The 16,744-nt window shown below is 43.5% G+C and carries 13 protein-coding genes; 1 reads left to right on the top strand and 12 read right to left on the bottom strand.

What is annotated here, in order from left to right:
• Nucleotides 1–109 precede the first annotated feature (109 nt).
• From fni to HXT57_RS01375, 9 genes are all read right to left on the bottom strand, one after another.
• A complete protein-coding gene (gene fni, locus HXT57_RS01415) occupies nucleotides 110–2,449 on the bottom strand; it encodes a type 2 isopentenyl-diphosphate Delta-isomerase (RefSeq protein ID WP_415693577.1) in 2,340 nt (779 codons plus the stop codon).
• Between the two features lie 9 nt (nucleotides 2,450–2,458).
• A complete protein-coding gene (gene mvaD, locus HXT57_RS01410; protein ID WP_103013808.1) occupies nucleotides 2,459–3,556 on the bottom strand; it encodes a diphosphomevalonate decarboxylase in 1,098 nt (365 codons plus the stop codon).
• Nucleotides 3,557–3,691: 135 nt separating this feature from the next.
• Entirely contained in the window at nucleotides 3,692–4,894 is a 1,203-nt protein-coding gene (mvk, locus tag HXT57_RS01405; protein WP_064621448.1) for a mevalonate kinase, read from the bottom strand.
• Nucleotides 4,895–5,173: 279 nt separating this feature from the next.
• Nucleotides 5,174–5,620 carry a 50S ribosomal protein L9 gene (gene rplI / locus HXT57_RS01400; RefSeq protein WP_102703364.1) on the bottom strand — a complete coding sequence of 149 codons (447 nt, stop codon included), beginning with the start codon at nucleotides 5,618–5,620 and terminating at the stop codon, nucleotides 5,174–5,176.
• Nucleotides 5,621–5,636: 16 nt separating this feature from the next.
• Nucleotides 5,637–5,885 carry a 30S ribosomal protein S18 gene (rpsR, locus tag HXT57_RS01395; RefSeq protein ID WP_004105399.1) on the bottom strand — a complete coding sequence of 83 codons (249 nt, stop codon included), beginning with the start codon at nucleotides 5,883–5,885 and terminating at the stop codon, nucleotides 5,637–5,639.
• A 139-nt stretch (nucleotides 5,886–6,024) separates the two neighbouring features.
• A complete protein-coding gene (locus HXT57_RS01390; protein WP_102703363.1) occupies nucleotides 6,025–6,606 on the bottom strand; it encodes a single-stranded DNA-binding protein in 582 nt (193 codons plus the stop codon).
• Between the two features lie 150 nt (nucleotides 6,607–6,756).
• Nucleotides 6,757–7,053, bottom strand: coding sequence for a 30S ribosomal protein S6 (gene rpsF / locus HXT57_RS01385; protein WP_004574062.1), 297 nt, complete (start codon nucleotides 7,051–7,053; stop codon nucleotides 6,757–6,759).
• A gap of 412 nt (nucleotides 7,054–7,465) precedes the next feature.
• On the bottom strand, nucleotides 7,466–8,038 hold the full coding sequence (locus HXT57_RS01380) for a peptidase (RefSeq protein ID WP_421779633.1): 573 nt from the start codon (nucleotides 8,036–8,038) through the stop codon (nucleotides 7,466–7,468).
• A 530-nt stretch (nucleotides 8,039–8,568) separates the two neighbouring features.
• Nucleotides 8,569–9,426, bottom strand: a complete 858-nt coding sequence (locus HXT57_RS01375; RefSeq protein ID WP_064621441.1) for a DeoR/GlpR family DNA-binding transcription regulator — start codon at nucleotides 9,424–9,426, stop codon at nucleotides 8,569–8,571.
• A gap of 203 nt (nucleotides 9,427–9,629) precedes the next feature.
• Between HXT57_RS01375 and HXT57_RS01370 the strand changes: the two genes are divergently transcribed.
• On the top strand, nucleotides 9,630–10,784 hold the full coding sequence (locus HXT57_RS01370; protein ID WP_421777230.1) for a quinone-dependent dihydroorotate dehydrogenase: 1,155 nt from the start codon (nucleotides 9,630–9,632) through the stop codon (nucleotides 10,782–10,784).
• 143 nt (nucleotides 10,785–10,927) lie between these two features.
• Here HXT57_RS01370 and HXT57_RS01365 read toward each other — a convergent pair whose 3' ends face one another.
• The 3 genes from HXT57_RS01365 to HXT57_RS01355 form a co-directional block, all read right to left on the bottom strand.
• Nucleotides 10,928–13,249: a transglycosylase domain-containing protein gene (locus tag HXT57_RS01365; protein ID WP_064621440.1), complete on the bottom strand. Its 2,322-nt coding sequence runs from the start codon at nucleotides 13,247–13,249 to the stop codon at nucleotides 10,928–10,930.
• Nucleotides 13,250–13,307: 58 nt separating this feature from the next.
• On the bottom strand, nucleotides 13,308–14,018 hold the full coding sequence (locus HXT57_RS01360) for a Crp/Fnr family transcriptional regulator (RefSeq protein WP_004110206.1): 711 nt from the start codon (nucleotides 14,016–14,018) through the stop codon (nucleotides 13,308–13,310).
• A 169-nt stretch (nucleotides 14,019–14,187) separates the two neighbouring features.
• Complete coding sequence (locus HXT57_RS01355) at nucleotides 14,188–16,668, bottom strand: S9 family peptidase (protein ID WP_410309385.1); 2,481 nt, start codon at nucleotides 16,666–16,668, stop codon at nucleotides 14,188–14,190.
• Nucleotides 16,669–16,744 lie beyond the last annotated feature (76 nt).

Genomic DNA, 16,744 nt, shown 5'->3' with positions numbered 1-16,744 from the left:
TTGACTTGCAAGTCTTGCGTCATTCAAACACACGAACTACTTACGCAAATTACTTACGCACATTGCATAAACAAATAAGCACGCTTGAACGCACAACTACACAAGTATATCACTTACCAAGACAATCCGCGCGCACGAACTCAGTCTTTTCTTGTAAATCCTTGACTGTCTTGCATCCAAGAAGAGCCATAATCACCCTAATTTGCTTCTGCCAGTTATCAATTTGCAAAGAAAGCGCATCCTCACCTTCATGCATAAGCGTATGCAAAAACTCGCCAGCGACACCAACTGCAGAAGCACCCAAAGCCAACGCACGCACAACATCCAAAGGCGTGCGAACTCCTCCACTTGCGAAAACTTCCATATTTTTTAACGAATCACACTTGCGTATGTCAACCAGCGACTCAACAGTAGTAAGACCCCAATCAGCCAAATAATCACAGTCGCCTAAGTTCCTGCGAGCATTCTCTATTGTTACAAAATTAGTTCCGCCACGACCAGAAACATCTACAGTGCGCACTCCAACATCTTTAAGACGATGAACATCTTTAGCAGAAATTCCGCATCCAGTTTCCTTCACAATCACAGGCACGCTTAGTGCTTCGCACGCACTGACAATAGACTCAATATTGCACAACCAATTTCGAAAATCGCGATCGCCTTCTTGCATAACCAACTCTTGTGCAGCATTTAAATGCACTTGTAACGCATTCGCATGAATCATGTTTACAGCACGCAATGCATCAGACGCACTAGTTCCAGCGCTAACATTTGCCATCACAAATCCATGTGGATTTTCGCTTCTTATGACACTGAAAGTGCTGAGTAAAGTTTCGTCTCGAAGAGCAGCACTCAAAGATCCACTCGCCATAGCAACAGAATTTTTTGCAGCAACTCTAGCAAGACTTGCATTCACTTTTTTAGCAGCATCACTTCCGCCGGTCATTGCGTTAATATATATCGGCGAGCACCAATGCACAGAATCGCATACTTCGCTTCCTAGCACGTTCACGCTAGCGTCAATTTCTTCAAGCGCAACTTGCGGCAAAGCATTCGGCACAAAACGCACTTTGTCAAAATCTGAATCTGCACGAGTTTTATACTGCTTGTCCGCAAGCGCAATATGCGCGTCTTTGCGGTTTTGTATTGTGCAAGATTGAGCAGATTGTGCATTAGGTTCGCGACTCTTAACAAACGCGTCTAATACAATATTTTCAGAAGGCTTACCAGTTCCAAAAATTTCCGTAACATCAATATTCAATGGCTTTATTCCATTGGCTTCCCAAGTAGATTTCATAGTTTCAATTACATTATTGTCATAAATTGTCGACAGCGCAATTGCACAATCTCCCCCGCCTGCGCCGCTAGTTTTTGCAGGAATACCGGCACAAGTCGCAATTTCAATAAATTTTGTAAGTTCATGTGTTTCGATAACAGTTCCAGTAAGAGCACTTAATTTTTGTAACAACGCACGATTTTGAGCAAAACCGCTAGAAATTTCGCTTATTTCAAACTTTTCAATTGCGCGCGCAAGTTTTTGCACGCAAATCTCACTTTGTTTGCAAAAATCTTCGTAAGTAAAAAGTTGATTTTTATTGTCAAAAGCACTAGTTTCGACGCTACTTTCCGTACTACCTTCAGCACTAGTTTTAACGCTACTTTCTACGCTACTTACTAGCTTTGCGCTAGACGCAGGAGAACCAGTCCACCCGACTAAAAGTTTTAGCGACTTATCTACATTTAAACGCTTAACTTCCAGTCGTGGCCACTTTTTGTACAACAACTCACCGAAATCAGAGCATCCGGATTTTACTAGCGTCAGCTCAGCTTCAAGCCACTCTCGGTTATACGCGCGATACATAATCCAACCGCCATAAGAGCTGGCAGCAACATCTCCACCGCTTCCGGATTTTTTAACACTCGACGACGCAATCAATGCTAGCTTGCAAATTTCTGGAGTCGAAAGATTCAAATCATACCATTTGCACAACGCGCGGATAACTGCAACAGTTACTGCAGCAGAAGATCCAAGACCGTATTTTCTACCAGTTTTTACATCATCAAGTTCGCTAAAAATATGCACATTGTAACTTTTTCGGTTAATATTTGGCGCACATTTCTCACTAGCATAAGCGTCGACTACGCCCATTGCAGCGAGCACATAAGCATATTTTCCGTCGTTTTGTATTTCAATACTTCCGTCGGATGCACGCGCCCAAAGAAGCGGTTTATATTTTTCAGCATCTGACGTAATCACACCACAATAATTTCTGCTACTAGGCGCATTTTTCTGCAAATTTTCGCGTAACTCTTCGTTTAAGGTTTCATCACTTATGCTAACTGTTACATAACGATTAACAGCAGCAACAATTGCAGCACAGCCGTCAACAACAGCATACTCGCCAGCAATATAAAGCTTTCCTGGGGCACTAGAGCGCACTTGAGTCATATTATCCGCCTATTTTAAACTCGTACTCACCGTCACAGCGTCACCTGGCAGCGCAATCGCAAATTTCGGCTCGCAATATTCTGTATTACAAAAAACGCTAGAATTACGTAAACCATCCTCAACTCGCGAGCGCAACTGACACATCGCACGATAAGCATCATCTCCAGAAGTAAGCACCTTCACATTTGGACCAGCATCCATCGTAGACCACACCAGCCAACCATCTTTTCGCATATTTTTAACCGCTTCAAGCACAATATGCGTGCTGCTAGTTAAATAATTCACCGACGGAACAGCATTATGCATAGTTTCGTGCATTCCAAAAGCATTGCGTTCAACAACCTCACCCAATTGCTCAATATCTGCTCGCTTAATTGCGTTTTTAGCAATTTCAAGATCGTCTTTCGACTGCTCAACCCATTGCATATACGTTGGCGAAGTTTCAACCGTTCTGCGCATCGCTTCTCGGCTAGAAATCGGCTTTTTGCTATCGTCCAAAGTAACAACAATCATAGCAAGGTTTAAATTTTTAAGCGCAACTTGTGCGTTTTCAATAGGCTCTGCGTAAGATGTTTCGTCGTCGCAACCTGCATGCCAAATTGAAAGTCCTCCAAAAATCGAACGACAAGCTGAACCAGAACCACATCTTGCAAGTCTAGAAAGTTCTCGTGGAGTTAGGTTTAATCCAGCAGCGTACGAGGCAGCAGACGCAAGAGCTGCAAAACCAGACGCGCTCGATGCAAGACCGGCAGCAGTTGGCACAATATTATGCGAAATAACGCTTGCTTTCGTTGAAATTCCTGCAATTTCACGCACCAAATCGAGCATAGCGACTACGCGACGAAAAGGTTTTGCAGACGGCGAAATCTTTTCATTATCTAAAGTAAAAGTATCTTGTTCAAGATTATTCGCAAAACTTACGCTTGTAGTTGTAAACAAATCCGAAAGGGTGAGCGAAAGCGAGGAAGTATAAGGCAAAATCAGCTTTTCATCGCGCTTACCCCAATACTTAATCAGCGCAATATTCGCGTTTGCTTTAGCAAAAGCTGAGTTGGGTGAAAGACTAGCGTCAAACGTTATTTTTGGCTGAATTTCAACATTTTGCATACTGTTCCTTTTGCGGCAGATACGTAATTCTCGTTTGTTAATGTGCTAGTCAATGTTTTAGCAAAACAGTGCGCACAAGCTTCTTTTCTTTAAATAACTGTAAAGTTTATGCTACATTTCAAGTAAAAATAAGATTCAATTTATTGCAGAATCACCTATATTCACAATCCAAGTATCGCAAGCTCCTGCATTTTTAAAAGCTTCACTCACTCGCTTAGCAGCATCCTCACTATCAGCCAGCGCAATGACACATCCTCCACCACCTCCGCCAGTAAGTTTTGCACCCAACGCGCCATGTTTGCAAGCAGCATCTACCAAAGTGTCAAGTTTCGCAGTACTTACGCCCAAATCCGCCAAAATACGGTGTGCGAAAGTCATTTGCTTACCCATATTTTCAATACGACCAAACGCCAAATCATCTTCTGCAACAGCCGCAATCTCCCCCAATTTATTGAGCTGCGCTCCAACTTCAACAGGATTCGATTCTAAACGAGAACGCAAAGCTTCAACTGTTTCGCGAGTCATTCCTTTGCATCCAGAATCCGCCAAAACAAGCCACGCACGCATGTTAATTTCCATGCGATCAAAACAGCCACGACTAAAACGCACAGGCCAGGAAGCAGCGGTTGCAGTGGCATCCAAGCCTGAAGAACGTCCGTGAGCCACGCACTCAGCAGTCTGCGTCAACTTAAAAATCTCATCATCGCTAGCTGAAACGCCATAATAGTCAAGAATCGCACGAATTATAGCACCAGCAGCAGCCGCAGACGAGCCAAGACCTCGTTCTGCTGGAAAATCAGACTCGGTAAAAATGTGCAAATTCTCACCGCTCCACCCTGCAAACTCCAGCGACGCGCGAATTGCTGTTCGTATGCTATTAAAGCGCGTAGGAATTTCGGAAAGTTTGCCAGTAAAGTCAAGGCACGAAAGAGTTATATGTGAATCGAGATTCGTCGTAGATGCTAAAGATTCGCGTGATGCAGATGCTAAAGATTCACACGAAGCAGAAGATAAAGATTTACACGATACAGGTACTAAAGATTCATTGCAATTAGTTACTACAGCGCGCATACGCAAGTTTTTAAGCGGCAAAGCTATTGCAGAATGACCATAAACCACGGAATGTTCGCCAAAAAGAATAACCTTCGCGCAAGTTTCGCCGTATCCTTTGTGATTGCTGTATTTTATTGCGTTTTCGAGATTCGTAATTGCGGAAGGTGTAATTGCGGAATTTTTACAAGCATACTCTTCGTCATTGCGAATAGCAGATATGCTGGCATCTTGCGCTTTTGCGTTCATACTAAACTCGTCGGCCAGTTCATATTTGCTTTCCAGCACAGTTTGCATCTCCTTGATAATTTCGTAATTTTCCAACTGTTCTAATTTAGTCGAGTAGAACTTAAAAAACTACGTTACGCACGTGACACTTACAACACATTCACATTTTCAAAATATTGCAGCATAAAAAAACTCTGCGCAGCATCGCAATGAGAAAACTCAATACAACGCAAACGCAGAGCTAATGCTTAAGTTCAATCCACATGTATTACAAGCAGAAAACCACTAAAAGCAAGAATCTGCTTGCTACAACATGTTTTGTAAAATTCACAAAGCTACTTACTCAGCCACAACCTTAACAGTAAAGGAAGCGGTGATTTCCGGATGCAACGTTACGGTTGCTGGGAACTCACCAGTGGTCTTAATAGTAGCAACCTTAATTGCGCGAGCCTCAACTTGAGCCTTGGAAGCCAAAGCGGCAGCAATCTTCTCGGCAGAAACGCCACCGAAAAGCTTGCCGGATTCGGAAACCTTAGCAGAAAGCTCCACAACGGTACCTTCAATCTGAGCCTTAGCTGCAACTGCCTCTTCACGAGTGGCGACAGCCTTGGCAAGACGAGCGCGACGCATTGCTTCAATCTGGGAAGCAGCACCCTTGTTCCATGCAAAAGCAAGACCCTGAGGAATCAGGTAGTTGCGTGCATAGCCAGCCTTAACTTCAACAACGTCACCAGAGTGACCGAGGTTGGCAACAGTCTTGGTAAGAATAACCTTGGTTTCAGCCATATTCCTATCCTCTCAATCAGCGACCGGTAGTGGCGTAAGGAAGCAAAGCCATTTCGCGAGCATTCTTCACTGCCTTCGCGATCTTGCGCTGTTCCTGCACGGTTACGCCGGTGATACGACGGGAACGAATCTTGCCGCGGTCAGAAACGAACTTGCGCAGCAAAGCAACGTCTTTATAATCAATTTCAGTAATCTTGGCAGCCTTCAAAGGATTTGGCTTCTTTTTGAAAGGCTTGACCGGTGGTTGCGGCCTTTTGCGTGACATAAGATGTCCTCTCTCAAATCTGTTATGCTTTTTGTTCGCATAACATATAACTGATGATGTATTTATAAGGATTAAGTAAGCGCGTAAATAAGTGCATAAATAAACAAATAAATACGCTATCTATAGCTCAACTAAAACGCTAGAACTCAGGTTCTTCAGAATCGCCGCCAAAATCAGAATTGGCACCGAAAGTTGAAAAACTATCGTTTGTTGGCGCAGCAGCACTCCACGGATCAGCCGCTGAAGAATTTGCGGAATGTTGAGAAGCGGTCTGGCTAGCAGCATAATTTGCTCCGCCAGCATAACCTGCGCCAGCAGCATTTGATGCGCGCGAGCCACCAGCAAAACCTGTTGAAGAGCTTTGGCGGTTAACTTGCGCAGTTGCATAACGCAAAGATGGACCAATTTCGTCAACCGTAAGTTCAACAACTGTGCGATTCGAGCCGTCTTGCGCTTGATACGAACGCTGCGACAACCTGCCTTGAGCAATCACGCGCGTGCCTTTAGAAAGGCTGTTTGCACAATGTTCTGCCAAGTCTCTCCACGCTGAGCAACGCATAAATAACGCAGGCCCATCCTCGAACTGATTCGTATTACGATTAAACGTTCTAGGTGTGGATGCAATGGTAAAGCTCGCAACAGAAGCACCGTTGGAAAGTGCCCTTAATTCAGGATCCGAAGTGAGATTTCCCACGACGGTAATAATCGTTTCACCTGCCATATCGTGCCTTTTCTTTCTCGCTTTACTCGTAATCACATATCAGTGATTACTGGCAATTTTGTGCGCAACTTATGCGCGGTTGTTTACGTATTTATTTAGCTTAACTAGTTTTTATTTAATTCACTAGAGCTTACTTAGTTTTGCTAGTTTTTACTTAGCGTCCTTGCGAAGAATCTTCGTGCGGATTACAGATTCATTAAGGTTCAAAACACGGTCAAGTTCGTCACTTACAGATGGCTCGGCAGTGTAGTTCACCACAACGTAGTTACCTTCGGTTTTGCCTTCAATTTCGTAGGCAAACTTGCGGCGACCCCAGTAATCGGTGCCGTCAACGGAACCGCCCTCGTTGGTGACAAGCTCAAGATACTGCTCGGTCAACTTCTTAAGACCGTGCTCATCCAGCTCAGGATTTGCAATGAACATCAGTTCATACTTATGTGCAGACATCACCCACCTCCTTCGGACTATCGGCTGTGGACCTTCCACAGCAGGAGTGTGTTTGCAAAATATGCGCGATATGTTTGATGATAAGCACCAAAACCGCACACAACTTTGCTATTTTACAGCACGCTCATGACGACGAGAGTTACGCGCTTAAACGATGGTGTCAGGCGGCAGAAACTTTACAGCAGCGTAAAGAAAAAGCCGCGAAACCAGCAAATAACGACAGAAACTTTACAGTTGCGTAAAAAGAGGACGAAGACGTGAACACGAGCGTGCAGAGCACAAAATTGTCATAAAAAAACTTAGTCTAGCGCACCTTTCAGCACACTAGACTAAGTAATTCACAGAAAAACCGACTCAACGATCAACCAATAAGCTAAAGCCCAAATGATTCATCACTGAATCAGATTTCAGCTTAGTGACGGATCTTGCGAAGAGCAGCACCCATGCCAGCAAGCACAGAAGCAGCAACAGCAGCCAAAGCTACAGCAGCACCGGTCTTAGCCAATGGAGCAGCCTTCTTAGCTTCAGACTTCTTATCAGACTTCTTGTCGTTAGCCTTGTCATCAACCTTCTGACCATGACGCTTGAGGTAGTCAGCGACAGCCTTGCACTCGAGAGAATCCTTACCGTAAAGCTTCACACACTTCGCGTAATCCATGTCCTTATTGCCAAATGGAGAATGCTCATACTTATCATTCTCGTCTTCAGCCTTAGCCTTAGCTTCCTTATCAGCCTTCTCCTTAGCCAAACGAGCATCAAGCTCTCCAGCGTCTTCAGTCTTATAGAATGACTTATTATAAGTAGGTTCAGCAGGAGCTGCAGGAGCTGCAGGAGCAGCAGGAGCTGCAGGAGCAGCAGGAGCTGCAGGAGCAGCAGGAGCTGCAGGAGCAGCAGGAGCCTCAGCCATTGCTGGGACAGCAAAAGCGAAACCAGAGAGGAGGGTGGCGCCAGCAGCGAATGCGGCGATAGCCTTCTTATTCAACATAATATTTTCCTTTCTTCTTCTCCTTCGCACTAGGGTATGCGAAGAAAAATTTGCCATTTGCGGTTTCCCGCTCGTACCAGTGAACTAGGGATTCAACCGGTAACTGAGTTAAAACTTACCGCAAGCTCTCAGAAAACTCAACACTAAAATTCAGGTTTCTCAGCATCAAAAATACAAAAAATCTTGATAAATATTCGTTATATTCATTAAAAAGCAGAAATATTTACGGCATTTTTCTGTATTTTTTGATAAAAATTACACGACACGCCATATACTGGATTTTTTTAACATTTTTTCAGCTTTCTTTAAGGTTTGAGTTTTGTGATTTCTCTAACAGCCTTATAAAACAACAAAAAACGCAATATTTAACCATCGGCACGCTTTATTTAAACATAGCAAAATTTGTTTAAACATCGGCACACTTGAAACCAAACCAAACAGCAAGAACAAAATGCCCGAGTAAATAACTCACTCGGGCATTAAAATCATCAGCGCGCAAAATCAAACTTTGCAAAAATACTTGCAAAATACTAATCAAGCAAATCGTCAGAATCTTCAGAATTCGCTAAATCGTCACCATTAGATGCATCAAGAACATCTCGCTCGTCAATAACAGGTGCCAAAACCAAATCCTTTACAAGCTCACGCGTGCGAAGCTGAGAATCAGCATCCAAACCATCGTCGGTAATAACAGTATCAACCTGATCAAAACGAGCAAATAGCGAAAGCGACGTACAACTCCATTTAGTATGATCCGTCAAAATAATCGTGCGATCCGCAATATCCATTAACGCCATATCAGTAGCAGCTTCCAAAGAATTTGGCATAAGGAATCCGCGAGGAAGAGACACAGAATGCGTGCCAAGAAAAACGGTATTCACACGAAGAGAAGCAACAACTTTATCTGCAATAGGCCCAACAAGCGAATTGGAACGCGTAATCACGCCGCCGGTAACAATAACCTCGACATCCTTCGACTCTAAAGCTTGCACAAGCTCCGCAACAGGAATCGAATTAGTCAAAATCGTAATGCCAGAAGCCCTGCGAGACTCGAGCAAATGCTGCGCAAACACATAAGCAGTGGTACCGCCGCCAATAGCAATCACATCCCCAGGAGAAACATAGTCCACAGCCAAACGCGCAATCGCATCCTTCAAACCAATGTCCATTTGCGACTTTACAGAAAACAGCGGCTCCGAAAGCAGAGTATTAGTCGTTACAGCACCGCCGTGAACGCGCTTTAAAAGCCCACGATCCGAAAGCTCTGCGATATCCCTGCGAACCGTCATAGCAGAAACGTTCAGTTCTTTAGAAAGCGCAGTAATGCGAACAGCACCGCGCGTACGGAGACGACTTAAAATCAAATGTTGACGCTGTGAAGAAATCATACGAACATTATCGCACACGTAAACGCAAAAAACAAACGTAATTGAGCGTTTCAGGGCATTAAAACGAAAAGAACGCACATTTTGTTGTCAAGTAAAGCAGGTTTTGTGAAAAATCGCACAAAAACGAACGCGTACTAAGGAAGAAAACGCACAAAATACACTAAGGAATGGCGTATATAACAATAATGCCCTACTATATAAATATGTATTACGTTTCTGAACACTCATTGCACAATGTCGTCAATAAAACAACGACAGACCTTTTTACATTCTCATACAAACACATTATTAAACCGCATTTCGTTTTTAACATTCCTCCAGACGAAGCGCATGATCGCATGATTAATTTTTGCAAATTTAGCGAGCGCACTCCTGGGTTAATGTGGCTTCTTCGCGAAATGCTTAACTACACAGACCCGGTGCTAGAAACTAACGTTATGGGTGTGAATTTTGCAAACCCGTTTGGCTTAAGTGCAGGACTAGATAAAAATTGCCAAATGGCAACCGTGCTAGACAACGCCGGCTTTGGATTTGAAACAGTTGGCTCTACCACAAGCCGACCATGCGAAGGAAATCAAAAACCTTGGTATCATCGCCTTCCAGAATATGACTCTATTCTTGTACACGCAGGACTAGCAAACGATGGCAGCGAAGCCGTTGTTGCACGAGCCGAGAAAGCTTGGACGCACGCAAAATCTATGAATATGTCTATTTCTATTGCGCGCACAAACGACGACTTAGTTGGCGACTTGGAAGAAGGAATTGAAGACTACCATATTTCTATGGAACGTGCAGCCGGAAAAAGCTCAATAATTGAAGTAAATATTTCATGCCCGAACACGCGTGTGGGTGAACCATTTAGTCAGCCGGAAGCACTTGACAAATTATTCACTGATCTTGACACTATTAAGCGACCTCAGCCAACGTTAGTTAAGATGCCGCTTAATTTACACGGCGGTTGGGAACAGTTCAAGTCTTTGCTTGACGTACTTGCAGAACATAAAGTTGACGGAGTAAGTATTGCGAACTTGCAAAAGAATCGCGCAGGACTTGATGTTCCGGAAGATTGGCAAGGAGCACTTTCTGGAGGTCCTACCTACAGCGCAAGCAACGAGCTTATTCGACGCACGCGCAAAGCTTTTGGTGAACGTTTTGCTATTGCAGGCATTGGCGGAGTATTTACGCCAGAGCAAGCATATGAGAAGATTCGCTCAGGTGCTGACTTGGTTATGTTTATTACGTCACTTATGTACAGAGGACCACAGCAAATCACGACGCTGAAACGCGGACTTGCGGATCTTTTGAAACGCGACGGCTTTGAGCATGTTGCAGACGCAGTTGGTGCGGATTTGAACTAGCACAGTGCGTATTTGCGCTAAAAATGACCCTTACTTTGCTCACAATCAAGTAGCATAAGTAAGGGTTTATTTGTATAAGGAACAGCACAAAACAACTTAGTATTTAGTAAGTTAACTAGCAATTACGAGTTAACAAATACCATTTAGTAATTATCAGTTTCTGAATCACCATAGTCGTCGCGGCGAGCAGTGCCGTACTGATCTTGCGTGTTCTTTTGCGTCTTAGCTTCTTCCTGCTGTTCTTGTGCTGCCTGCTTTCTGGCGTCTTCATCTCGCTTCTGCTGATCAGTTTTAACAGTATTTTTAGGCGTGCCAGGCAGAGTTCCACCGGCAGTGTACTTTGGATCAGGCTTGCCATAATCGTTGTCAACAGGAATGTTAGCAGCTTTCAAATAGTCGTTCATAAACTGTTTCCACGCTGGGGTTGCAATATACATACCATACCAGGCTGCCCTTGTGCGACCGTTAATAGTCATGCCATTAAAGCTTTTCTGTGATTCAGCGTTACCAACTGCCACAAACGAAGCAACTTGATACGGCACAAAACCAGCTGTAGTCATGTAGTACTGCTCGTTAGTACCAGTTTTTGCGAAAGTCTTGCGACCGCCATCAAGTTGTGTAGTTGAAGCCTCGCCGCCAGGTTGCACAACACCCTGATTCAGCGCATAAGCAGCAGTTTGAGCGATTCCCTTTGGAATTGCTTGATGGCAATGCGCACTAGGAACTTTCAAACGCTTACCGTTTTTGTCAACAACTCGCTTAATAGCAATAGGATCACATGCCACGCCATCAGCACCAATAGTTGCATACACATTCGCCACAGTTAAAGGCGAAGCTTGCACAGAACCAATCGTCATAGGCGGATTAAGCGAGTTAGCAGAATACACGCTTTCCTGACCAAGAGGCGAATTGTGGTAGCCAAGTATGCGAGCAGCATCCGCGATTGAACACAGCTTAATTTGCTGAGCCATAGAAGCCTGAGTAGTGTTATGCGAGCGCACAAGACCTTGCAAAGGAGTTTCCGGATTAGTTGTGCCACCACCAGAGTTTTGAACTGACCAACTACCAACTCCGCGGAATTTGCTGCAATTAAAATCAGCATTATTATAAAGCATAGAAGTGCGAAGAGGCTGATTAATTGACTTTCCAGCAAGCATCCACGCAACCATATTAATTGGCTTCCAAGTAGAACCAATTTGCCAACCAAGACCGCCACCATCGCGCTCATCTACAGCGTAGTTCAAAGCAGTATGCGTAGGATCTGATTTTGCAGCATCCGTAGCATCATAAATACGATTACTGCCGAACGCCAAAACTTCACCAGTTCCAGGCTTAATTGCCGCAATTGAAACCTCAAAACCGCTCTTATCGTTCACAGGAATCGTATCTCTAGCAGCTTTCATAGCAGCCTTGCTAGCACGCAAATCCATAGTTGTGTAAATATCAAGACCACCCTCAGTAAGCAACTTTTCTCGCATGGCAGCAGTTTTACCAAACTCGCGAGAGTGCAAAATTTTCTTCGTCACATAATCGCAGAAGAATGCTGCGTCGCCTGCAGCTTGACATCCAATTTTAGAAACTTCCCTCTGTATGTTAAGAGTGCTTTTAAGAGGAATAGCAACAGCGGAATCATGCTCGCTCTTAGTAATAAAACCTTGACGAAGCATTAAATCAAGTACAATATTGCGCTGCTTTTGCGCTTCAGGCTGATTTGTTTCAATAGAAGGATCATAACGCGAAGGATTCTTTGTAATTGCAGCAATAGTTGCTGATTGCACAAGATTAAGTTTTGCAGCGCTCGTATTGAAGTAGCGATGAGCTGCAGTTTCTACGCCGTAAATATTATTGCTACCGAACTGCGCAATATTTAAATATCCCTGCAAAATCTCAAGTTTAGAGTATTTTTTCTCCATTTGAATTGCAATAAGCATTTCGCGTAATTTACGTGCAATAGTGCCTTCAGAAGCGTGATACTCAGCTAAAGAATCGTTATTTTCGCGAGCCTTAATCATAAGCACATTTTTTACATATTGCTGAGTTAAGGAAGAGCCACCTTGCATATCTCCCTTTTTAACGAATGTTTGCACGAATGCGCGAATAACACCTTGCATATCTACGCCGGAATGCTCAAAGAATCGACGGTCTTCACGAGCAACCATTGCTCGCTGCATATATTGCGATATGCGTCGAAGCGGCACTACAGTGCGATTTTGAGCATAAAAAGTTGCAATAATAGTTTTGCCATCAGAAGCGTAAAGTCGCGATTTTTGCGGCAACGCGGTAACATCAAAATCGATGCCGTCAACGCGAAGTGAAGGCACTACTGTTTTCACTACACTATTCACGCTCATTACGCCAGGAACAAACATAATACTTGCTGCAATACCTCCTGCAACACACAAAGTGATGTAGGTAAGGAACAGCGCTAACACACGGCGAACAGTCAGTGAATTCTTTTTCGGCATGCGTACTATTTTAAAGGTTTGCCTCTACTTGAAAACTAGCATCATAAACATTCGCATTTTAACGTTCAGCTCGACGAATAAGCATGCCAGGCTTATAGATAATAATTGACCTGCCTTGGCGCATAATCCAACCCCTGTTTGCAAAATCCATAAGCGCTTTGTTAACTGTTTCGCGTGACGAGCCAACAAGTTGCGCAAGCTCTTCTTGCGTTAAATCATGCGGCACAAGCAAGCCATCGCTCATAGGCTCACCAAATCTTGAAGCTAAATTCAGCAAAGTCTTTGCTAAACGAGCAGGAACATCCATAAAAACTAAATCGGAAATTCGCTCATTATTTGCTCGCATGCGCGCTGCAAGCACTTGAAGCATATCTACTGCAACACTAGGGTGATTGTTTAACCAATGGAATAACACGTCATTTTCTAGCCATAAAACTCTAGTATTGTTGGTAATAGATATTGCTGAAGCTGTACGAGGACCGCCGCTAGGGTCAAAAACGGGAATTTCGCCTAGAATTTCGCCAGGAGTGTGAATACTTAACAATTGCACACGATTGTCGTTTGAATGACGAACTAATTTTACTCTTCCACGCTCAAGCAAGTACATTCGATGGTCAGTATCGCCTTCATTAAAAATTGCAGAACCTTTTTTAAATGTTGATTCTTGTAAATACTGCATCAATTCTTTTACTTGATCAGCTGGAACTTGCTTAAACAATGCGGTATGTTGCAGTGAAAATTCATCGCTGTCAACGTTGAGTGTTGCCATTGCTGCTCTACCCCTTCATTAAGCAATAAGTAGATATCTCCATTGAACTACCTGTATGTAAATGAGCGCAAACGCAAGCGAAAAACGCACATCACTTGACCCATGATATCACGAAAGGCGTGGAAACGACATTTACTTTACAACGCAGTAAAGTTTCTGCCGCTTCCAACTAACTGTTTATACCCATAACATGCAGGCACCATGCGTTTTCATAAGCTAACTCCTGCCATTGCCTGTACCTGCCAGAAGTGCCACCGTGACCACCGTCAGTTTCAATACGAGCAATTGCGTCAACTCCAGAAGCTTGCAATTTAGCGAGCCATTTTAAAGGTTCCGTAACAAGCACGCGCGTGTCGTGAATAGAGGACGTGATTAAGATTTTCGGAAAATCAGCTAACTTTTTGCGACCATCTTCCATTTTTACGCAAGGCACATTTTCGTAAGGAGTATACGATTTCATATAAGCATAAGCTTCAGGATCATCGAGTGGATTGCCCCACTCATCCCACTCTGTTACAGTAAGCGGCAAAGAAGAGTCGAGCATAGACGTAAGGGCATCTACAAAAGGCACGTCTGCTTCAATTCCTGCATAACATTCCGGAGCCATATTTGCTATAGCACCCATAAGCAAGCCTCCTGCTGAACCACCGTTTGCAACAGTATGACAAGCGGAAGCAAAACCAGCATTTTGCAAAGCACGCGTGGCATCAGCAAAATCTTCAAAAGTATGCTTTTTATTGACGCGCCTACCCTGTTCATACCACGCACGACCCATTTCGCCGCCGCCTCGCACATGCACTTGCGCATATAACACGCCGCGATCCAGCAAACTCAAGCGACCGACAGAAAAAGTAGGGTCTGAACTAACTTCATACGCTCCATAACCAGTAATAAACATTGAGTCAGTTTGAGAAATTTTATCCGGACGCCACACAAGAGACACTGGCACACGCTCACCATCTCGAGCAGTAATCCAAACGCGCTTTTCAGCATAATTGCGCTCATTAAATTCACCTAAAATTTTACCTTGCTTGAGCAACACATCTTCGCCTGTTAAAGGATCCAACTCGCGAAGTTGACCTAAAGTCGCATAACTACCAAAAGCGTAACGCATACGCGGAGCTTCGTACGAAGGATTCCCAGTCATAGAAATACTCAATAGGCGATTATTGTTGATTTCTTCTTGTGAAATATTTGCGAGCGCAGCACGTGATTCGGCTTGCGCTTGATCCACAAGTTGAGAAGAAAGTTGATCCGTAAATTGATTCGCAAGCTGGGAAGAAAGCGGTCGCACTTCGCAAAAACGCCACGGTTTTGCTTGCAAAAAATCTTCAACAGCGCGCTTCTTGCTCATTACAGCCAAATGCGGCAAACCTTGAGAACGATAAGCTAGTGCCACATAATTTTTGTACATTGACAATCCGCTTATGCTCAATCCAACTGCATTTTGCAATATTTCAGGATTTTGAGGCGAATTATAAGGCTTTGTAATAGGCTCACTTCCAGCACCTTGTTGCCAAGCATCTCCCTGCTCGCAACCATAAGGAGAACCCGACGCAACACATACTCCATCCGAAAGCTTATACGTTATATGCTCATCAAACTTGCCGGAATTTCCTCTCATATCAATAATGTCAATTTCAAAATTAGGATTTTTAGCGTTATGGCACACAATCGCAATTGGAATATCTTCACCATTTTCGCCAGCATTCTCAAAGCAAGCGAAAGAAATATCGTATTCCACCCCCTCAACCGGCTCAATAACCATACGGAATTCGCCTTCAGGATTGCTCAAAGGAAGCATAAGCACGCGCGACGTAGTCTTTGAACTACTGCTGATCATCATGTATCGTTCGTCAAAACTTTCATACACGTCAACAAAAAATCGCTCGTCAGTTTCTTCAAAAACTTTTACATCATTAGAAACGCTAGTGCCAACCTTATGCCTCCAAACTTGATAAGGACGCCAAGCATCATCAAGCTTTACATAAAACACCCATTTTCCATCTGGAGAAAGTGAAGCAGAAGCAAGATTTTCCCACGATTCTTCTAACTGCAACCAAGAACATGTTTTTGTAGAAAAGTCACGAATAAAATAGTTAAAGCGTTCATCGCCTTGAGTGTCGACACCGTACAGCATTCTCAAACCATCGGTGCTCAAATCCATTCCACCGACTCTAAAGAACTTGCCACCAGAGTGCTCAGACTCAAAGTTTGCATCAAATAAAATCTCTTCACCATCAGTTGTGCCAGGTTTTGCAGAATTGTCGATAATTGGCGGATTCCAATCGTCACTATTTTTGACTTTCATACGGCATTGCACAGCGTATTGTTTGCCTTTTTCAGTACGCACGTAATACCAATAATTATTCATGCGCACAGGAACAGACATGTCTGTTTCTTGAACTCTTGAACGCAACTCGTCAAACAATGTAGAACGCAAGTTTTCTAAGTGCTTTACACGCTGTTCAGTATAAGCGTTTTGACTATTGACGTATTCCATAAGCTTAGGATTATTGCGATCTTTCATCCAAGCATATTCGTCTATATAAGTGTCGCCATGGAATTCACGTGCCGACGGTATGCGTTCTGCTGCTTTTGGCTTTGCGAAATCTTGATTACTCATAGCTACACCTCTTTTAATTTTCATTAAGTATTTTCTTCAGCTTTTATATATTAGTAACGAAATATTTTCTGCAATTCTTTAATATTACAAAATTATTTTA

The organism is Gardnerella sp. KA00771 (genome assembly GCF_049244045.1).
Classification (GTDB): Bacteria; Actinomycetota; Actinomycetes; order Actinomycetales; family Bifidobacteriaceae; genus Bifidobacterium; species Bifidobacterium swidsinskii.
This window is presented reverse-complemented; position numbering and strand designations above follow the sequence as displayed.